This window comes from Aeromonas sp. QDB11 (assembly GCF_027705265.1).
In the GTDB taxonomy this organism is placed as follows: Bacteria; Pseudomonadota; Gammaproteobacteria; order Enterobacterales; family Aeromonadaceae; genus Aeromonas; species Aeromonas allosaccharophila.
Genome location: NZ_JAPDBM010000003.1, coordinates 93172 through 111476, shown reverse-complemented (window position 1 = coordinate 111476; position 18305 = coordinate 93172). Strand labels below are relative to the sequence as shown.

The following is an 18305-nucleotide window of genomic DNA, read 5'->3' as shown; positions in this document are numbered from 1 at the left end:
TTAACTGCCCGTCTGCGGGCTACTCTGCCTGTTCCGCCAGCCACTTCTGGGCCAAGAGCAGGGCACTGATGCTGCGCGACTCGGTGAAGTCGGGTCGCGCCAGCAATTCGTCGATACGGTTCAGCGGCCAGGGGATCACCTCCAGCGGTTCGGGTTCGTCACCCACCCGCTGCTCGGGGAAGAGATCCCGGGCCAGCAAAATATCCATCCGGCTGGAGAAGTAACCGGGCGCCAGCGACACCTGTTTGAGCAGGGTCAGGCTGCTGGCGCCAAAGCCCGCCTCCTCCATCAGCTCCCGGTTGCCCGCCTCGAAGGCATCTTCACCCGGGTCGATCAGCCCCTTGGGGAAGCCCAGCTCGTAGGAGTGGGTGCCGGCGGCATATTCGCGCACCAGCAGCAGGGTGTGGGCATCGAACAGCGGCACCACCATGACGGCGCCACGATTGCCGCCGCGCATCCGCTCGTAGACCCGCTCTTCGCCGTTGGAGAATTTGAGGTGGAGGGACTCCACTCTGAACAGCCGACTCTCGGCCACGATCTCGGCCTTGAGGATCTCCGGTTTGCTCTTGGGGTTATCCAGTTGGTCGGCTGAGATGTGCTCGGGTTTGCTCTTGTGGGGGTCGCTCATCGGACGCTGGCTGCTCGTTAAAAAATCGTGCTTCAAGAGTAAACGACTCTCACACCGAACACCACGGGTCAGGGATGGCAAAGGGGGAGGAAAAATCCGTTATACTGCCGCCCCGTTTTCCGAGATCCGCGATCAAGAGGCCCGATGCCACACTCCTGCTCCACCACCTTGCCATGGCGCCAGATAGATACCGTCTTGCTCGATATGGATGGCACCCTGATCGACCTGCATTTTGACAACCACCTCTGGCAGCAGCTGGTACCGGAGCGTTACGCCGAGCGGCTCGGGCTGCCGCTGGATGAAGCCAAAACGCAGATCGATGTCCACTATCACGCCGTCAACGGCACCCTCAACTGGTACTGCGTGGATTACTGGAGCGAGACCCTGGGGCTCGACATCCGTGCCCTCAAGCAGGAGCTGCTGGCGAAGATCCAGTGGCGTCCCCACGCCATCCCCTTTCTGGCCGAGCTGCGTGCCGCGGGCAAGCAGCTGGTGCTTTTCACCAATGCCCACCCCGCCAGTCTGTCGGTGAAGGATGCGCAGTTGGGGCTGAGCGAGCATCTGGATCTGATGGTGAGTACCCACGAGCTGGGCTGGTCGAAGGAGAGCCAGCACTGCTGGCAGGCGCTGGCACAGCGGCTGGCGTTCGATCCGGCCCGTACCCTGTTTGTGGATGATAGCGAGCGGATCCTGCGGGCGGCCGCCGACTATGGCATCGGCTACCAGCTGGCGATCCAGAATCCGGACAGCTGCAAGCCGGAGCAGAACATCACCGCTTTTCCGGCGATCCGCGACTATGCCGAGTTGCTGCCGCTGGTAATTTGAATCAGTTCAAACAAGAGAGGGCTGCATCATGCAGCCCTCTCTGTATCTGAAACCTGGCGGTGAAAAATCACAGCTCCCGAAACGGGCGCCGTTTCTCTTCCTCTATGACGATCGCCTCCAGATTGGCGACCCGCTCCTGTAGCTCCCGGATGACCAGATCCTGCTTGCCGAGGCGATCGGTGATGCGGGCATCCCCCATCTGGTAGCGAGCCCGCTTGCCGAGGTATCCGAACAATACGCTGATAAATACGATCAGGACTATGCCTGTCCACATGGTCATGTCACGACTCCTTGTCGTCTATAAACGGCGAAAACGCTGATGGGATCCGTTCTGTTTTCTCATAGCCGCCAATTGGTCGCAATGGGGCCCGTTTCGCCTTTGTGATGCAGTTGGCTATTGCTGCCAGAGGGGGCGGCCAAGCCAGAGCGCCCACAGGGTCAGGTGCAGCAGCACGATAAACCAGAAGACCAGCCGGTAGCTGCGCTTCTGGGTCTTGTGGCGCAGCCACTGGCGGGCCACCAGCGCCCCCGGCCAACCACCGCACAGCTCCAGCAGATGCAGGCGGGATTCGGGAATGCGCCACTCGCCGCGCACCGCCTGCCGCTTGTCCCAGGCGTAGGCGGCCACCGTCAGCAGGCTCATGGTGAGCAGCACGGCCAGCGGCCACCACTGCTGGCTGCCGAGGCCGAGCCAGAGGGCGGCGCCCAGTGGCAGCAGTGCCAGCGACATCATTGTGCCAGCTCCCAGCAGCGCTCCTCATCCTGCTTGAGTTTGCGGATCACTTTGGCCGGATTACCCACCGCCACCGAGTCGGCCGGGATGTCGCGGGTGACCACGGCGCCCGCGCCAATGATGGAGCGCGGCCCAATGGTGACGCCGGGGCAGATGATGGCGCCGCCGCCAATCCAGCAGTCGTCACCGATCCGCACCGGCTTGTTGTAGGCAGTCCAGTTGCGCCGCTCCAGATAGTTCATGGTGTGGGTGGCGGTGTAGATCTGCACGTTGGGGGCCAGCAGCACATGGCTGCCGATGTGCACTTCGCCCACATCGAGAATGGTGACGTTGAAGTTGAAGAAGGTCTTCTCGCCGATATGGATGTTGCGGCCAAACTCGCAGGTAAACGGCGTGCTGATCCAGCAGGAGTCGGGGCAGTGGCCGAACAGCTCGCGGCAGATCTGCTGGCGCAGAGGGCCATCGCCTGCAGGTGAACCGTTGAGCTTGGCCAGCAGCGCCTGACCGCGGATCCGGTCGTTGGCTATCTCCTCGCTCTGGCTATCCAGTGCCCCGCCTGCCAGTACCTTGTCCCAGTCGCTCGCCATCGCTACCTCCTCATGCTGCAAGAGCAGGCAGTATACGTGACAAGCGGGAGGGGCGTCAGTCTGTCACTTATGGCAGGTGATCCCGGTCAACCTGCGGGCCAGATAAGGGGCAGGATCAGCAGGGCCGAAACGAAGTAGGGGAGCAGCACCCGCAGCCCCAGACTGCGGCCGCCGATGCCGAGGGCCAGCAACCCCTTCACCAGCGAGTTGACCAGCCCGGCGAGCAGGATGCCGCGGGCGGCCACCTCCAGCGCCAGCTCCTTGTGGGAGAGCTGGGAGAGCGACAGCGTGATGGCGTCCACGTCGGTGATCCCCGACACCAGCGCCAGCAGATAGACCCCGGAGTTGCCCACCTTGTCTTGCAGCAGGGTGGCCATAAAGCCGATCAGCGCCAGCAGCAGGCCGAACTTGATGGCGGTGGCCAGATCGAGCGGGTTGCTGGTTTCCGGTTTTACCGGGCCGTCGGTCAGCTCCTCGCGCTGACGCCAGAACCAGAAGGCAAAGCCGTAGACTGTGGTGGCCAGCAGCAACAGGGGGACGACGAGGCGCATAGCCAGTTCGCTGTGAATGAGCAGCACCAGCACCAGCAGCCGCAACCACATGGTGGCCCCCGCCAGCAGGATGCCGGTGGCCAGCAGCCGCTCCAGCCCGCCCTGCTCCTTGTTAAGGCGGGCAAACTGCAGGGTGAGGGCGGTGGAGGAGGCCAGTCCCGCCAGTATGCTGGTGAGCACCAGCCCGGAGCGGGTGCCGAGCAGCCGCACCGCGAAGTGGCCACAAAACGAGATGCCGGCGATCACTACCACCATCAGCCAGATCTTGAAGGGGTTGAAGGCATCGAGGGGCCCCATCTCCTCGTTGGGCAGCACCGGCAGTAGCACCAGCGAGATAAGCAGAAAACGCAGGGTGGCGTGGAACTCTGTTTCACTGAGAAACAGCATCCCCTGCTGGATCTGCCCCTTCAAGCCCATCAACAGGGCGGCCAGTACGGCGCAGGCGACCGCCTCGCTCGGGCTGAGCAGCACCGACATCAGGCCGAGCAGGTAGGTGAGCAGCATGGCCACCGAGCTGGTGAGGCCGAACTCCCCCTGCCAGCGCTGGGCCAGCCAGACCGAGAGGCCGCAGCCGGTTACCACCGCCAGCAGGCCGAGCAGCGGTAGCCAGGGGCCCAGGGTCGGCAACAGCAAACCGCACACCCCGCCGAGCAGGCCGATAAGGCCGTAGGTCCGCATCCCGGCGATGCGCTGGTTGTCCCCCAGCTGGCGTACCTGCCAGCCCCGCTCCAGCCCGATGATAAGACCGATGGCCAGCGAGACCAGGGCTCCGTTGACGGGTTCGGCATTGATCCACATGGCGGCTTCCTTTTCGCGTTGTTGCTGCCTGATCCCATGATGGCACAGGGCGTAAGGAGGCAGAGGGGCATGGCTCACAGAGTCTGCGTCCGGCTCCCGGTGCAAGTGGCTGATATGAGAAAAAGAGATAAGCAAAGAGTTATTTCTTCCTTCTGGGCATAACAACTCCACGGCATGCTGTTCTCAACCCAACAAGATATGGAGAATCACCATGAAACTGCGAATGACCGCCCTGACCCTGCTCTCCCTGCTGGCATTTGGCCAGGCCAATGCCGCCGAGATCCGTTTGCTCAACGTCTCTTACGATCCGACCCGCGAGCTGTTTCAGGAGTACAACGCCGCCTTTGCCAAGGAGTGGAAGGCGAAGACCGGCGACGACGTGGTGGTGAGCCAGTCTCACGGTGGCTCCGGCAAACAGGCCCGCGCCGTGGTGGATGGGCTGGAAGCTGACGTGGTGTCGCTGGCGCTCGCCTACGACGTCAATGCCGTCGCCAAGGCGGGATTGACCGCCACCGACTGGCAGAGTCGTCTTGGCAACAACGCGGCACCTTATACCTCTACCATCGTCTTCCTGGTGCGCAAGGGCAACCCCAAGCAGATCAAGGATTGGGACGATCTGGTGCGCAAGGATGTCGCCATCGTCACCCCCAACCCCAAGACCTCCGGCGGGGCTCGCTGGAACTATCTGGCCGCCTGGGGTTACGCCCTGAAGAAGAGCGGCGGTGAAGAGGGGGCCAAGCAGTTTGTCGGCGATCTCTACAAGAACGTGAAGGTGCTGGACTCCGGCGCTCGTGGCGCCACCACCAGCTTTACCGAGCGCGGTCTTGGTGACGTGCTGCTGGCGTGGGAGAACGAAGCCCTGTTGGTGCTTGGTCAGGCGGGTGCCAGCGACAAGTTCGAGCTGGTGGTGCCTTCGGTCTCCATTCTGGCGGAGCCGCCGGTTGCGGTGGTGGACAAGGTGGCCAGGAAGCACGGTACCGAGGCGGTCTCCAAGGCATATCTCGATTATCTCTACTCTGACGAGGGGCAGCATATTGTCGCCAAACATCACTATCGCCCCAGCAACCCGGCGATCCTGAAGGAGACGGCGGCCCAGTTCCCGAAACTTGCCCTCTTTACCGTCAAGGATCTGGAAGGGGATTGGGAGAAGGCCCAGAAGAAGCACTTCGCCCAGGGCGGTCTGTTTGACCAGATTTATCAACCGGGTGGCTGAGGCTGACAAGCACTTACCCCATCTTTAGCACTGGCCCCTGTGCCAGCCGATAGGAGCACCAAGATGAACAAGATCCTCCTGGTTCCCGGTCTGCACAACAGCGGGCCGGATCACTGGCAGAGCCGCTGGCACGATCACTTTCCCCACTGGCAGCGGATGACAGGGCTGCCGTGGGACAAGCCGGACCTCAGGGTCTGGAGTGCCAAGCTGGCGAGCAAGCTGAAGAGTCGCCGCAGCCGGGTCCATCTGGTGGCCCACTCCTTCGGCGCGCTGACCGCCATCGCGGCGGCCCGCTTGCAGCCGGAGAAGGTCGCCTCGATCTTTCTGGTGGCCCCCGCCGATCCCGCCCGTTTTGGCATTGCGGATGAGGTATTGGCCGGGCCGCTGCAGGTGTCGGCCCAGTTGGTGGCCAGCCGCAACGATCCCTGGATGAGCTTTGAACGTGCCGAATACTGGAGTCGTCAGTGGCAGGTGCCGCTGTTCGATGCCGGTGAGGCGGGCCATATCAATGCCCAGTCCGGTCATGGGGACTGGCTGCAGGGGCTGCATTTGCTGGGTGCTCTCTATCGCCGTGGCGAGCTGGTGGTGACGCCGGTCAAGGTGGCTTCGCCCCGGCCGGTCGAGCTCGGTTTTCGCTAGTTATCTGTGACGTGGTTGGAGGGTTGGCGAACACACTGTTCGTTGGCGGCTCCACGCCCCCCGTTCTTTGAATGCTCCGCTCCGTATTGCTCCATTTCTTAGGTCTTTTATTTATATAAAAGACCTTTTTTTATTTGGATCGCTCTAAAAGCCTTGTCCTACCGTTGTTAGACAAAAAAGTGATTAGCAAAGTCGCAAACGATGTTTGTTGCTGATTGGAAGAGTGCGCAGAATCACCATATCGAAAATTCTTCATAACAGATGGATGTGTTATGCGATTTGGTTCTTATTCTGTCCTGCCCGGTTTTGGCACCACCCTGGGGTTCAGCCTGCTCTATCTGGGCCTGCTGGTGCTGTTGCCGCTCTCGGCACTGGTGCTGTTTGCGGTCAACAACCTGACCGCTGCCGAGTTCTGGCAGGTGATCGGTTCACCCCGGGTGCTCGCCTCCTTTCGCCTGAGCTTCGGCGCGGCCTTTATCGCGGCGCTGCTCAACAGCCTGTTCGGCTTGATCCTGGCCTGGGTACTGGTGCGCTATACCTTCCCCGGTCGTCGGTTGGTAGATGCGCTGATCGACCTGCCATTTGCCATGCCGACCGCCGTCTCCGGCATCGCCCTGTGTGCCATCTTCGCCCCCAACGGCTGGATCGGCCAGCTGCTGGCGCCGTTCGGCATCCAGCTTGCTTACAACCCCATCGGCGTGGTGATTGCACTCACCTTTATCGGCTTGCCATTCGTGGTGCGCACCCTGCAGCCGGTGCTGCGGGAAGCGGAGAGCGAGCAGGAAGAGGCAGCAGCCAGCCTCGGTGCCGATCGCTGGCAGACCTTCCTGCGGGTGCTGTGGCCGACCCTGGTGCCAGCCCTGCTCACCGGTTTTGCGCTGGCGTTTGCCCGCGGGGTGGGGGAGTACGGCTCCGTCATCTTTATCGCCGGCAACTTGCCGATGGTCTCCGAAATCGCACCGCTGATGATCATGAGCCATCTGGAGGAGTACGACTACGCCGGTGCTTCCGCCATCGCCGTGGTGATGCTGCTGATTTCGTTCATTTTACTACTGCTAATCAACAAGTTGCAGGCCTGGAGCTGGTCTCGCATCGGAGGGAGCCGGATATGAGTTCATCTGCTATCGCCATTGAGGTGGCCCCGGTGGAGGCGACCCCCGTTCGCAAGGCACCGGTCGTGATCCGTGAACCCCAGTGGGTCAAGTGGCTGCTGATCACGGTCGGTTTGGGCTGGTTTGCCGCCCTGCTGCTGCTGCCGCTGGCAACCGTCTTTATTCAGGCACTGACGCCTGGGATTGCCTTCTTCTGGCATGCCATCAGCGAGCCGGATGCCCTGAGCGCCCTTGGCCTCACCGCGCTGGTGACCCTGTTTGCCGTGCCTCTCAACCTGCTGTTCGGGATCGCGGCGGCATGGGCCATTGCCCGCTTTCGCTTCCCCGGTCGTCAGCTGCTCATCACCATCATCGATCTGCCGTTCTCGGTGTCGCCGGTGATCGCCGGTCTGATGCTGGTGCTGCTGTTTGGCAGCCGCGGCTGGTTTGGTGACTGGCTGAGCGAGCACGATATCAAGATCATCTTCGCCACCCCGGGCATCATCCTGGCCACCACCTTCATCACTGTACCCTTCGTGGTGCGCGAGCTGCTGCCCCAGATGGAGGCGCGCGGCCCGGAAGAGGAGGAGGCGGCCATCATGCTGGGGGCGAGTGGCTTGCAGATGTTCTGGCGCGTCACCCTGCCCGGCATCCGCTGGAGCCTGATGTATGGCCTGCTGCTCTGTACCGCCCGCGCGGTGGGGGAGTTTGGCGCCGTGTCGGTGGTCTCCGGCCATATTCGCGGCCAGACCAATACCCTGCCGCTGCATATCGAGATCCTCTACAACGAGTACCAGACCGGCGCCGCCTTCGCGGTGGCCAGCCTGCTGGCCCTGTTCGGGATCTTCACCCTGCTGGGTGAAACCCTGTTGGCCCGGTTGCGTGGTCAGCCCACCAAATCTCACTGAATCACCGTATTAAAGAGGCAGCCATGAGCATTCAGGTTCAACAACTCAACAAGCATTTCAATCAGTACGCGGCGCTGGCAGACATCAACCTCGACTTTCACGACGGTGAGCTGGTGGCGCTGCTCGGCCCCTCCGGTTGCGGCAAGACCACGCTGCTGCGGATTATCGCCGGGCTGGAGCAGGCCGACAGTGGCAGCGTCATCATCCGCGGCGAGGACGCCTCGGATCTCCATGTGCGCGAGCGTAACGTCGGCTTCGTGTTCCAGCACTACGCCCTGTTTCGCCATATGACGGTGTTCGAGAACGTAGCCTTTGGCCTACGGGTCAAACCGCGCAGCGAGCGCCCGGCCGAGGCGGCCATTCGCGCTCGGGTCAAGGAGCTGCTGGATCTGGTGCAACTCAGCCACGTGGCCGAGCGCTATCCGACCCAGCTCTCCGGTGGTCAGCGTCAGCGGGTCGCATTGGCCCGCGCGCTGGCAGTGCAGCCCAAGGTACTGCTGCTGGACGAGCCCTTCGGCGCCCTCGATGCCCAGGTGCGCAAGGAGCTGCGCCGCTGGTTGCGCGAATTGCACGACGAGCTGCATGTCACCAGCCTGTTCGTGACTCACGATCAGGAGGAGGCGCTGGAGGTAGCGGATCGGGTGGTGCTGATGAATGCCGGCCGGGTCGAGCAGATCGGCACCCCGGCCGAGGTCTACGACCAGCCCGCCAGCTCTTTCGTCCACAGTTTCCTTGGCAGTGTGAACCAGTTCCGTGGTCGGGTGGCCGAGCAGGGGTTCGGCATCGGCGAGCAGTTGCTAGGTGGGCCGTCGGCTTCCCATCTGGCCCACGGCAGTGCCGCCATCGCCTATGTCCGCCCTCATGAGCTGGAGATCCTGCCCGCCGATGCGCCGGGCGGGATCCGTGCCACCATTACCCGTCTGCTGCCCATGGGGCCACGCATTCGGGTGGAGCTGCGCGGCGATGGCGAGACCAAAGGGGCGCACTACGAGGCGGAGCTGACCAAGGAGGCGGCCAAACTGTTTGCGCCGGGTCAGGGGGTGAGGCTGGTGGCCAGACAGGCGCAGTTCTATCCCGACTACCAGATTTGATGCTGCGTTGCGGGCGGTGTGGCCGCCCGGTTCAGACTGTTAGCCGGGCATGATCCCGGCCATATAACAAAAAATGAGGGTGTTGACCAAGCAGTGTCGCCACCCTTCGCAGGAGGCGACAAGGTGAATTTTCAGCAGTTACGTATTATCCGCGAGGCGGCGCGGCGGGATTACAACCTGACCGAGGTGGCCAACGCGCTCTTTACTTCCCAATCCGGGGTGAGCCGCCATATCCGCGAGCTGGAAGAGGAGCTGGGCATAGAGCTGTTCATCCGTTATGGCAAGCGGCTGCTCGGCATGACCGAGCCCGGCAAGGAGCTGCTGGTGATTGCCGAGCGCATCCTTAATGACGCCAACAATATCCGCAAACTGGCCAGCACCTTTGCCAACCGCGACTCGGGCCGTTTGCTGGTGGCGACTACCCATACCCAGGCGCGCTATGCCCTGCCGCGGGTGGTGAAGGCGTTTCGCGAGCAGTTCCCGCTGGTACAGCTGGAGCTGCGTCAGGGCAGCCCGGAGGAGATAGTGCGGCTGGTGCAGACTGGCGAGGTGGATATCGGCATCAGCAGCGAGCAGCTCGACAAGAGCGAAGGGGTGGTGGCATTTCCCTACTACCGCTGGCACCACAATATCGTGGTGCCCGAGCTGCATCCCCTCGCCAGCGAGAGCGAGCTCACCCTGGCGGCGCTGGCCAACTGGCCCATCATCACCTATCAGGCGGGGCTGACCGGCCGGGTGCGGGTGGACGAGGCCTTTGCCGAGGCGGGCATCGAGCCGCAGATCCTGCTGACGGCGCAGGACTCCGACGTCATCAAGACCTATGTCGAGCTGGAGATGGGGGTCGGCATTCTGGCCGACATGGCGTTCGATCCCCTGCGCGATCAGGGACTGGTGCAGCTCGATGGCAGCCATCTGTTTGCGCCGCATACCGCCTGGATCGGTCTCAAGCAGGGGCAGTTCCATCACAACTTTGCCTGGCAGTTTATCCAGCTCTGCAACCCCGAGCTGGCGCTGGCGGATATTCAGGCTCGCGCCATGGGCAGTGAGCCTGCCCTCGACTTCCAGATTTGAATGGGAAGAGAAAACAAGACAAGAAGGGGAGCTAATGGCTCCCCTTTCTTTATTGCTGGCAGATGATATCGCTAGCGAAAACAGACGGCTTCATATGAATTTTTTCACTTAGGTTTGCCAGTTAATTTTGTTTGTTATCCGGTACTTGGGTTGCAGGATGGAATAAGTGACTGACCAAAGTCGACCCATTCAGGATAAAGCATGCCGTATAGCTACCTATCACATCTGCGCTGCAGCAAGAGTGGCGAGATCCATGATGCCGACCAGCCCTGGCAACTGAGCCGGGCAGGTGCGCCACTGCTGGCAAGTTACGATCTCGATGCGCTGAAGAGATCCTGGCACCCGGCGGCATTGCTGGGTCGCCCTGCCAGCTTGTGGCGTTATCACGAGTTGTTGCCGGTGCGCGACCCCGCTCACGTCGTGACACTGGGGGAGGGGTTCACCCCGCTGCTGCCACTCCCCACGCTGGGCAAGCAGATCGGTATTCCGGATCTCTGGATGAAAGACGAGAGCGTTATTCCCACCGGCTCCTTCAAGGCCCGTGGTGCTGCGGTGGGCATCTCCCGCGCGCGTGAACTCGGCGTCACTCACTTCGCCATGCCGACCAACGGCAACGCTGGCGCCGCATGGGCGCTCTACGGTGCCCGCGCCGGACTGCGCAGCACCATAGTGATGCCGCAGGCGGCCCCCGCCATCACCCGGCTGGAGACCTCCCTCGCCGGTTCCCGTCTCTATCTGGTGGATGGCCTGATCAGCGATGCCGGTCGCCAGGTGGCGCAGGCGGTAGCGGATCAATCCCTGTTTGACGCCTCAACCCTGAAGGAGCCTTACCGGGTTGAGGGCAAGAAGACCATGGGGCTGGAGATTGCCGAACAGCTGGGCTGGACGTTACCGGATGTGATCCTCTATCCCACCGGCGGCGGGGTCGGCCTTATCGGTATCTACAAGGCGCTGCGCGAGCTGCAGGAGCTGGGCTGGGTCAAGGGGGCGTTGCCCCGGCTGGTAGCAGTTCAGGCGAGCGGCTGCGCGCCCATTGTGCAGGCGTGGCAACAGAGAGCCACCGAATCGAGCTTCTGGCCCGACTCCCAAACCCTGGCATTCGGCATCAATGTGCCCAAGGCTCTGGGGGATTTTCTGGTGCTGGACGCCCTCTATCGCACCGAGGGTTGCGCCATCGCGGTGGATGACAAGGCCATCCAGAGCGAGATCCGCCAGCTTGCCTCTCGCGAAGGGAGCTTTGTCTGCCCTGAGGGGGCCGCTGCGTTTGCTGCTGCTCGTCAACTGCGCGAGGCTGGCTGGATCCGTGGGGGAGAGCGGGTAGTGGTGCTCAATACCGGTGCCGGTATCAAGTACCCGGATGCGATCACTGTGCTGCCCCAGCGTCTGCAGCGTGACGGGAGGATCCCGGCATGAATCTGGATCTGCCCTTTATCGTCACGACGCTGCCCGCCTTCGGCAAGGCAGTCTGGGTCACCTTGCAACTGGGAACCCTGGTGATCCTCACCTCGCTGGCGGTCGCCCTGCTCAATGTGGTGCTGTTGAGCCTGCACAAGCGGCCTCTCAGCGCGCTGATCCGTGGGTATGTGGAGCTGGCCCGCAACACGCCGCTGCTGATCCAGCTGTTCTTTCTCTATTTCGGGCTGCCTGCGCTGGGCTTGTCGCTCTCCGGGTTTACCACCGCGGTGATCGCCATGACCTTCCTCGGCGGTGGCTATCTGACCGAGGCGCTGCGTGCAGGCATTGAGGCGGTGCCCGCCAGTCAGCTGGAGGCTGGCCGGGCTATTGGGCTTTCCCGCTGGCAACTGCTGCGCCACGTGCAGCTGCCCCAGGCCTGGCTTGCCACTCTGCCCGCGCTGTTTGCCAACTTCATCTTCCTGCTCAAGGAGACGACGGTGGCTTCGGCAGTGGCGGTGCCAGAGCTGCTCTACACCACCAAGAATTACATCGCCCTCTACTACAAGACCTACGAGATGCTGGCGGTACTGACATTGATGTGCGTGCTGATTTTTCTGCCGCTCTCCCTCGCTCTGCGAGTCGTTGAAAGGAGGCTGCAACATGGTCAGTTCGGTCACTGAGCAGCTAATGCAGGCGAGGATCCCGATGTGGGCACTTATCTTCCAGCTGTCACCGTCTCTCGCCACCGAGACGCAGGAAAGGAGGGCTCAATATGGTCAGTTCGATCACTGAGCAGCTGACGCAGGCACTGCCACTGCTGGCGGTGGGCGCAGGCCAGACCCTCGCCATCTCGCTGCTGGCCATCCTGTTTGCCACCCTCGGCGGTGTTGTTTACGGCGTGCTGGCGCAACAGGGCGGTCGGTTGGTGCGGGGGCTGCTGCGGCTTTATCTCGAGCTGTTTCGGGTGGTGCCGGTGCTGGTGTGGCTCTATCTCTTTTTCTTCGGGTTGCCGATCTTTTTCGGCCTCGATATTCCGGCCTTCTGGTGCGCCGTGCTGGTGCTCGCCCTGTGGGGGGCCAGCGAGGTGGGGGAGGTGGTGCGTGGTGGTCTGGGGTCCCTCGCCCGTGGTCAGCAGGAGGCCGGGCTGGCGCTCGGGCTCTCGACCTGGCAGCTCTATCGCCATGTGTTGCTGCCGCAGGCGTTGCAGCGGCTGACGCCGCCGACCATCAACATCTACACCCGCATCATCAAGACCAGTTCGCTGGCGGTGTTGATCGGGGTGGTAGAGGTGATCAAGGTGGGCCAGCAGATCATCGAGCGTACCTATGGCTCGCTGCTTATTTACGGTCTGCTGTTTCTGTTCTTTTTTCTGGTCTGTTATCCGCTCTCGCTAGCCTCGCGCCGGCTGGAGCAACAATGGGGTAATGCGGTATGACACCTCTGCTTGAACTCGGTTCTGTCAGTAAACAGTTCGGCCCGAATCGGGTGCTGGATCGGATCAGCCTCAGCGTGCGCGCCGGGGAGGTGATCGTCATTCTGGGGCCGAGCGGCTGCGGCAAGAGCACCTTGTTGCGCACCCTCAACGGGCTCGAGCCGATTCAGGGGGGCGAGATCCGCTTCGATGGCGTGTTGCTGGATGGCGCCACCGACTGGCAGCGGGTGCGCCAGCGGATCGGCATGGTGTTCCAGAGCTATCACCTCTTCCCCAACTTGACGGTGCTGGAGAACGTGCTGCTTGGCCCCCTGCAGGTGCAAAAGCGGGAGCGGTCAGAGGCGCTGCTGCAAGCCGAGCAGCTGCTGACCCGCATCGGTCTGTGGGAGCGGCGCCATGACTATCCGCGCCAGCTCTCCGGTGGTCAGCAGCAGCGGATCGCCATCGTGCGGGCGCTGTGCATGAACCCGCAGGTGATGCTGTTTGACGAGGTAACCGCGGCCCTCGACCCGGAAATGGTGCAGGAGGTGCTGGAGGTGATCCGCGATCTCGCCGGCAGCGGCATGACCCTGCTCATCGTCACCCACGAGCTGGCCTTCGCCCGAGCGGTGGCGGATCGCATCGTCTTCATGGATGGCGGCCACATTCTGGAGCAGGCCGCGCCCCACCAATTTTTCGACAACCCCGGGAGCCAGCGTGCGCGCCAGTTCCTCGCCAAGTTTTCATATACAAATGTCATCAAACGAAAGGAGTCAGCATGAAAAAAATCACCTCGGTTCTGTTCAGTGCCTTGTTGGGGCTGGGTATCGCCAGCGGCGCTGCCCATGCGGCGGATGGTTCTCTCGACAAGATCAAGGCGCGGGACAAGCTCATCGTCGGCGTCTTCACCGACAAGCCGCCGTTTGGCTACGTGGACGAGAAGGGCAACTACGTCGGTTTTGACACGGATCTGGGCCGCCGCTTCGCCAAGGATCTATTGGGGGATGAGAGCAAGATCGAGTTCGTGGCGGTGGAGCCCGCCAGCCGCATCCCCTTCCTGCAGAGCGACAAGGTGGATCTGATCCTCGCCAATATGACGGTGACCCCGGAGCGGCGCGAGGTGGTGGATTTCACCAACCCGAACCTGCGAGTGGCGATACAGGTGCTGGTGCCGGAAGGGAGTCCGGCCAAGAAGCTCGACGATCTGGCCAGCAAGACCCTGATCGTGACCACCGGCACCACGGCCGACATCTGGCTGACCCGCAACCACCCGGAGTGGAAGGTGCTCAAGTTCGAGAAGAACACCGAATCCTTGCAGGCGCTGGCCCAGGGCCGTGGCGACGCCTACGCCCAGGACAACCTGGTGCTGTTCAGCTGGGCCAAGGAGAATCCGGGCTATCGGGTATTGCCCGAAAAACTGGGTTCGGAAGATCCCATCGCCCCGGCGGTGAAGAAGGGCAATATCGAGCTGCGTGACTGGGTCAACGACCGTCTCGCCAAGCTGGGGGAGGAGAAGTACCTGCTGAAACTCTATGACCAGTATGTGCGTGACAAGCTGAGCCCTGATACCGATCCGAATGATGTGATTGTCGAAGGAGGAAAATGGCAGGGTTAATGGACAAACCCTGTTTTGAAGAGTGTGTTGAGTGTGTGAAGTAAGTGAAGAGTGAGGTCTTGGTTCCGTTGGTATGCAAACCGCAAGGTTTGGCTTTTCAAGGCGTCCCCCGTTCGGGGTGACGCCTTTTTTTATGGTTGCGCTTGCGCGGATCAGTTCAGCTCAATCCAGGCATCTTGCCAGTGGGAGCCGACACCCGGCTCATAGTGGGTGGCGGTGGTGGCCCACTGCACGCAGTAGCCGCTGTAGGGGAAGGGCTTGCACTGATAGACCTTGCCGTTTTTCGGCTGCAACACCCTGGTACCGGCGGTGTAAGACTTGATGTCGTTCGGGAAGCGGAACTGGTAGTCGCCGCCACTGCTCGCCTCCTTGAACATCAGATCCAGGGTCTGCTGGAGGGTCTCGCCACCCGCTTTCGGGGTGGCCTTGATCACCAGCTGGTGGTGACCTGCCGTGAGCCCTTCCAGCGCCATGGTAAAGGTGTGGCTGCTGTCTTTGATATCTGCACGGCTTTCACCCCTGGCGACGCCGCCGTGATCATAGAGGGTGTTGGAAACGGCCAGATCGCCCTGTGCGGTGACGGTAAAGTCCAGGGTTGCCTTGCCGTTGTCCAGCACATAGTCACTGGCCAGACCGCTGACGCTGATGTTGTCCACCACCGGCGGTTGCAGCTGTTGCAGGTCAATCTCGACCCGCTCCAGTTTGCTGTCGCGTTTCAGATAGACGGGGTTCATGCCGTAGACAGGATTGAACTGGCCATCGGCCCCTTGCTGACCGGCGCGGATCTGGCTCTGTTCGGCGTTGATCTTGCTGGCGAGGGCGTGGGCCCAGTTGTTCTTCTGGCCCTGCTCGGCAGTGGCGATGGTCAGCACGGTCTGCAGTTCGGGACGTTCGCCGTTGGCATCGAATACCCGGGTCATTGCCTTGTCACCCACCGCGAGGTCGATGGAGGGGTAGATGGTGCCTGCCTGGCTCCACTCCAGTGGCGGCTGGCTGCCATCTTTGAACTTGGCATCGATGATGTTGTAGAAGCTGTTGCTGGTGTCGCCCACTTCCCACACGCCGAGGATCAGTTGATAGCCGGTGCGCTCCGGCAGGGTACAGTTGTGGGTCACCTGCTTGGGCGGCTGCACCATGTTGCCGTCGATGACGCAGAAGGGGGTCAGGTCGAACGAGGTGCGAGTGAGCGGCTGGTTGGGGTTCCAGTCCTGCTTGGTGAGGTAGTAGCGCCAGTTGCGGGTGACGTGGTTGGCGGTGAAGGTCCAGCTGATGGCGAAGGGGCCGGGCTGTACTTCGCGTTTGGTCCAGCGATCGCTGGTCTGGATGTTCAGCTCGCTCCAGCGCGGGCTGCCCGCCGAGGCGATTTGACCATCCTGTGGGCCGGTTTGCGGGAAGCCGGAGGGGCCCTCCACGCTTTGCGGTTCCCATTGCACGCCACCACACTGGCTGTTGCCGCCGGTGTTGCACAGGTAGTTGCGGCTCTCGGGCTGCTTGATGTAGCCATGCGCCAGGGCGCTGCCGCTGGCCAGCAGGGCCAGCACCGCGGCGATGTGATTGAGTTGGATTTTTGCTGCCATACATTCCTCTGTTCGACAGATGTGGGCAGTCAGTTGGCCGGGGAGTTCCCCGATGCACACTGGTGTGTGGCAACCCCGCTATCCTGGACAACACGTCTGTAGACCGGAGGCTTTGCGTCCCGACCTTTCGGTCAGTTTGCCAAATGACTGGATGGGTATTGATGGGCCACATGTTCGGCCATCAGCATTGTGCACCTCATTGATTAATTATTTGAAGTTAAATGTTTAAATACGCCATCAAACGGAGTGCTGCCAATCCTAACCGGTTGTTTTTAAATCGTTCTCTTGTTGGTGAACTGTGCCGAACCCCGTTGAATATGGCGATAAGATGCATGCTGATTGCGTGTTGCGGGCGAAAAAAAACCTGCCAGTCGGGCTGGCAGGTCGGGTGACAAAGCGACACGGGTTGACGCCGTCAGTGACGTGCGCGCTGCTCGCCGGAGGCGTGAGGTACGGGAGCCATCATCGGGGCTGCGGTTGACGCCTTGCCCAGTTTGAATACCGCAAGCCGCTCATCCAGGCTGCGGGAGAGACCGGCCAGCAGCTCGCTCTCCTGCGCCAGTTGCGAGGCGGATTGTGACATCTCCAGCGCCGAGTCGTTGATGCCGCTGACGTTGCGGTTCATATCCTCGGCGACCATGCTCTGCTGTTCGGCAGCGGTGGCGATCTGGGTTGCCATGTCGCTCACATGCTGGATGCGGTTGACGATCAGGGTGAGATCCTGCCCCGCCTGCTGCGACTGGTTGACGCTGCTCTCCGCCAGTTTGCGGCTGGTATCCATGGCGTTGGCAGCGGTGACGGCCCGTTGCTGCAGTTGGGCGATGGTGCTCTGGATCTCTTCGGTAGACTGGCGAGTGCGGCTGGCCAGCTGGCGCACCTCGTCGGCCACCACGGCAAAACCGCGGCCCTGCTCACCGGCCCGGGCTGCCTCGATGGCGGCGTTGAGGGCCAGCAGGTTGGTCTGCTCGGAGATGGCGCTGATGACGGCGGTGACCTCGCTGATCTGCATCACCCCCTCCTTGAGCTGATTGACCTGCACGGTGGCCTGTTCCACCTCGGTGGCCAGCGCCTTGATGCCGTGCACGCTGGCGTGCACGTCACGGTTACCGAGCCCGGCTTCACCGGTGGCCTCTTGAGTATCCCGCGCAGTATTTTCGGCGTGACCGGCCACATCGGAGATGGTAGCGCTCATCTCGTTCATGGCGGTGGCGAGCTGGGCCAGCTGATCCCGCTGGCTGGTGACCGCCTGATTGGTCTGCTCGGCAGAGGCGGCGATGCGCAGGGCTGCATCAGCAACGTTGCGGGCCCCCAGACTGGCTTCCAGCAGGGCATGGCGGATGGCATCGAGACTCTGGTTGGTGCAGCGGGCGACCACCCCCAGCTCATCCTTGCCCTGTACCGGAATGCTCACCATCAGGTCGCCTTTGGCGACCCGCTGCATGGCGTCGTTGATCTGGCCGAGAGGGGCGACGATAGAGTGGGTGATGCGCCAGCCCAGCAGCCCCATCAGCAGGATGGCGATGGCGGTGGCGGTGCCCATCTTCATGTATTGAGCCCAGATGGTCTGCTGAATATCTTGCAGCAACATGCCGGAGCCGAGGATCCAGCCCCAGGGCTGATAACCGGAGACCATGGAGAGCTTGTCAGCGGTTTCGCCCGACGGGCCGGTCCAGACATATTGCAGGGTGCCCTGTTTGCCCCCCTTGGCGATATCCACCATCTGGAACCAGAACTGCCCAGCGGTGGCCGCGCCACCTTCTCCCATTTTCTGGCCGACCAGTTCCGGGCGGATAGGATGCACCAGCATCTTGCGGTTCTCGTCGATGACAAACAGGTAGTTGTTGCCATCAAAGCGCATGTGGGTCAGCAGCTTGCGCGCCTCCTGCTGGGCCTGCTCCGCTGGCAAGGTGCTGGCCAGAAACTGGATCTGGCTCATGGCCTGGCCCAGCACCGCATTGAGCCGCGCCTCCCGCTCACTCATCAGATTGAGTTTGAGCGCGTTGGCCGAGATGAACAGCAGCGAGACAAAACCGACAAACGCCAACGTGAGCAGCAAGATCAATTTGCGGCTCACGGTGATATCACCGAGCTTGAACATGATTAAACCCTCGTTATCCCGTTTTATGGTGGCTCTGTACCGCTGCAGCCAGGTTGTCAAAGTTAACAACTCAT

The 18305-nt window shown here is 62.0% G+C and carries 19 protein-coding genes and 1 riboswitch; of the genes, 12 read left to right on the top strand and 7 right to left on the bottom strand.

The window, feature by feature from the left end; translation table 11 throughout:
* Positions 1-19: 19 nt before the first annotated feature.
* Positions 20-628, bottom strand: a complete 609-nt coding sequence (gene nudE, locus OKC40_RS02010; RefSeq protein ID WP_270793961.1) for an ADP compounds hydrolase NudE — start codon at positions 626-628, stop codon at positions 20-22.
* Positions 629-772: 144 nt separating this feature from the next.
* Here nudE and yrfG point away from each other — a divergent pair, with 144 nt between their 5' ends.
* Positions 773-1453, top strand: a complete 681-nt coding sequence (gene yrfG / locus OKC40_RS02005) for a GMP/IMP nucleotidase (RefSeq protein WP_270793960.1) — start codon at positions 773-775, stop codon at positions 1451-1453.
* Between the two features lie 67 nt (positions 1454-1520).
* Here yrfG and OKC40_RS02000 read toward each other — a convergent pair whose 3' ends face one another.
* From OKC40_RS02000 to OKC40_RS01985, 4 genes are all read right to left on the bottom strand, one after another.
* Complete coding sequence (locus OKC40_RS02000; protein ID WP_005348798.1) at positions 1521-1733, bottom strand: hypothetical protein; 213 nt, start codon at positions 1731-1733, stop codon at positions 1521-1523.
* Between the two features lie 114 nt (positions 1734-1847).
* Positions 1848-2186: a DUF1294 domain-containing protein gene (locus tag OKC40_RS01995; RefSeq protein ID WP_270793959.1), complete on the bottom strand. Its 339-nt coding sequence runs from the start codon at positions 2184-2186 to the stop codon at positions 1848-1850.
* On the bottom strand, positions 2183-2773 hold the full coding sequence (locus tag OKC40_RS01990; RefSeq protein ID WP_058053895.1) for a sugar O-acetyltransferase: 591 nt from the start codon (positions 2771-2773) through the stop codon (positions 2183-2185). Before OKC40_RS01990 ends, OKC40_RS01995 begins: the two co-directional genes overlap by 4 nt.
* A gap of 86 nt (positions 2774-2859) precedes the next feature.
* Positions 2860-4122, bottom strand: a complete 1263-nt coding sequence (locus OKC40_RS01985; RefSeq protein WP_270793958.1) for an MgtC/SapB family protein — start codon at positions 4120-4122, stop codon at positions 2860-2862.
* 211 nt (positions 4123-4333) lie between these two features.
* Between OKC40_RS01985 and OKC40_RS01980 the strand changes: the two genes are divergently transcribed.
* The 11 genes from OKC40_RS01980 (at position 4334) to OKC40_RS01930 (ending at position 14556) form a co-directional block, all read left to right on the top strand.
* On the top strand, positions 4334-5335 hold the full coding sequence (locus OKC40_RS01980) for a sulfate ABC transporter substrate-binding protein (protein WP_270793957.1): 1002 nt from the start codon (positions 4334-4336) through the stop codon (positions 5333-5335).
* A gap of 63 nt (positions 5336-5398) precedes the next feature.
* Positions 5399-5974 (top strand): RBBP9/YdeN family alpha/beta hydrolase, encoded by a 576-nt coding sequence (locus tag OKC40_RS01975; protein ID WP_075113856.1) that lies wholly within the window; start codon positions 5399-5401, stop codon positions 5972-5974.
* A 272-nt stretch (positions 5975-6246) separates the two neighbouring features.
* Positions 6247-7086 (top strand): sulfate ABC transporter permease subunit CysT, encoded by an 840-nt coding sequence (gene cysT / locus OKC40_RS01970; RefSeq protein WP_270793956.1) that lies wholly within the window; start codon positions 6247-6249, stop codon positions 7084-7086.
* Positions 7083-7973: a sulfate ABC transporter permease subunit CysW gene (gene cysW, locus OKC40_RS01965; RefSeq protein WP_042059599.1), complete on the top strand. Its 891-nt coding sequence runs from the start codon at positions 7083-7085 to the stop codon at positions 7971-7973. Before cysT ends, cysW begins: the two co-directional genes overlap by 4 nt.
* Before the next feature lie 23 nt (positions 7974-7996).
* Positions 7997-9064, top strand: coding sequence for a sulfate/molybdate ABC transporter ATP-binding protein (locus tag OKC40_RS01960; protein ID WP_042024145.1), 1068 nt, complete (start codon positions 7997-7999; stop codon positions 9062-9064).
* A gap of 123 nt (positions 9065-9187) precedes the next feature.
* Positions 9188-10135 (top strand): HTH-type transcriptional regulator Cbl, encoded by a 948-nt coding sequence (gene cbl, locus OKC40_RS01955; protein ID WP_182970322.1) that lies wholly within the window; start codon positions 9188-9190, stop codon positions 10133-10135.
* A 201-nt stretch (positions 10136-10336) separates the two neighbouring features.
* Positions 10337-11548 carry a threonine synthase gene (locus OKC40_RS01950; protein WP_270793955.1) on the top strand — a complete coding sequence of 404 codons (1212 nt, stop codon included), beginning with the start codon at positions 10337-10339 and terminating at the stop codon, positions 11546-11548.
* Positions 11545-12210 (top strand): amino acid ABC transporter permease, encoded by a 666-nt coding sequence (locus OKC40_RS01945; RefSeq protein ID WP_182933427.1) that lies wholly within the window; start codon positions 11545-11547, stop codon positions 12208-12210. Before OKC40_RS01950 ends, OKC40_RS01945 begins: the two co-directional genes overlap by 4 nt.
* Positions 12211-12302: 92 nt before the next feature.
* Positions 12303-12965, top strand: coding sequence for an amino acid ABC transporter permease (locus tag OKC40_RS01940; protein WP_270793954.1), 663 nt, complete (start codon positions 12303-12305; stop codon positions 12963-12965).
* Positions 12962-13723, top strand: a complete 762-nt coding sequence (locus tag OKC40_RS01935) for an amino acid ABC transporter ATP-binding protein (protein ID WP_270793953.1) — start codon at positions 12962-12964, stop codon at positions 13721-13723. The genes OKC40_RS01940 and OKC40_RS01935 overlap by 4 nt, the downstream gene beginning before the upstream one ends.
* Positions 13720-14556 (top strand): transporter substrate-binding domain-containing protein, encoded by an 837-nt coding sequence (locus OKC40_RS01930; protein WP_270793952.1) that lies wholly within the window; start codon positions 13720-13722, stop codon positions 14554-14556. The genes OKC40_RS01935 and OKC40_RS01930 overlap by 4 nt, the downstream gene beginning before the upstream one ends.
* A 152-nt stretch (positions 14557-14708) precedes the next feature.
* On the opposite strand, the gene gbpA is transcribed toward OKC40_RS01930, so the two are convergent.
* Together gbpA and OKC40_RS01920 are read right to left on the bottom strand one after the other, a co-directional pair.
* Positions 14709-16133 carry an N-acetylglucosamine-binding protein GbpA gene (gene gbpA / locus OKC40_RS01925; protein ID WP_270793951.1) on the bottom strand — a complete coding sequence of 475 codons (1425 nt, stop codon included), beginning with the start codon at positions 16131-16133 and terminating at the stop codon, positions 14709-14711.
* A 65-nt stretch (positions 16134-16198) separates the two neighbouring features.
* Positions 16199-16284: riboswitch (cyclic di-GMP riboswitch) on the bottom strand.
* 264 nt (positions 16285-16548) lie between these two features.
* Positions 16549-18231 carry a methyl-accepting chemotaxis protein gene (locus OKC40_RS01920; protein ID WP_139409304.1) on the bottom strand — a complete coding sequence of 561 codons (1683 nt, stop codon included), beginning with the start codon at positions 18229-18231 and terminating at the stop codon, positions 16549-16551.
* Between the last annotated feature and the right edge of the window lie 74 nt (positions 18232-18305).

Coding starts and splice junctions, on each gene's coding strand:
- nudE (WP_270793961.1), bottom strand. CDS start 628: ATGAGCGACCCCCACAAGAGCAAACCCGAGCACATCTCAGCCGACCAA.
- yrfG (WP_270793960.1), top strand. CDS start 773: ATGCCACACTCCTGCTCCACCACCTTGCCATGGCGCCAGATAGATACC.
- OKC40_RS02000 (WP_005348798.1), bottom strand. CDS start 1,733: ATGACCATGTGGACAGGCATAGTCCTGATCGTATTTATCAGCGTATTG.
- OKC40_RS01995 (WP_270793959.1), bottom strand. CDS start 2,186: ATGATGTCGCTGGCACTGCTGCCACTGGGCGCCGCCCTCTGGCTCGGC.
- OKC40_RS01990 (WP_058053895.1), bottom strand. CDS start 2,773: ATGGCGAGCGACTGGGACAAGGTACTGGCAGGCGGGGCACTGGATAGC.
- OKC40_RS01985 (WP_270793958.1), bottom strand. CDS start 4,122: ATGTGGATCAATGCCGAACCCGTCAACGGAGCCCTGGTCTCGCTGGCC.
- OKC40_RS01980 (WP_270793957.1), top strand. CDS start 4,334: ATGAAACTGCGAATGACCGCCCTGACCCTGCTCTCCCTGCTGGCATTT.
- OKC40_RS01975 (WP_075113856.1), top strand. CDS start 5,399: ATGAACAAGATCCTCCTGGTTCCCGGTCTGCACAACAGCGGGCCGGAT.
- cysT (WP_270793956.1), top strand. CDS start 6,247: ATGCGATTTGGTTCTTATTCTGTCCTGCCCGGTTTTGGCACCACCCTG.
- cysW (WP_042059599.1), top strand. CDS start 7,083: ATGAGTTCATCTGCTATCGCCATTGAGGTGGCCCCGGTGGAGGCGACC.
- OKC40_RS01960 (WP_042024145.1), top strand. CDS start 7,997: ATGAGCATTCAGGTTCAACAACTCAACAAGCATTTCAATCAGTACGCG.
- OKC40_RS01950 (WP_270793955.1), top strand. CDS start 10,337: ATGCCGTATAGCTACCTATCACATCTGCGCTGCAGCAAGAGTGGCGAG.
- OKC40_RS01945 (WP_182933427.1), top strand. CDS start 11,545: ATGAATCTGGATCTGCCCTTTATCGTCACGACGCTGCCCGCCTTCGGC.
- OKC40_RS01940 (WP_270793954.1), top strand. CDS start 12,303: ATGGTCAGTTCGATCACTGAGCAGCTGACGCAGGCACTGCCACTGCTG.
- OKC40_RS01935 (WP_270793953.1), top strand. CDS start 12,962: ATGACACCTCTGCTTGAACTCGGTTCTGTCAGTAAACAGTTCGGCCCG.
- OKC40_RS01930 (WP_270793952.1), top strand. CDS start 13,720: ATGAAAAAAATCACCTCGGTTCTGTTCAGTGCCTTGTTGGGGCTGGGT.
- gbpA (WP_270793951.1), bottom strand. CDS start 16,133: ATGGCAGCAAAAATCCAACTCAATCACATCGCCGCGGTGCTGGCCCTG.
- OKC40_RS01920 (WP_139409304.1), bottom strand. CDS start 18,231: ATGTTCAAGCTCGGTGATATCACCGTGAGCCGCAAATTGATCTTGCTG.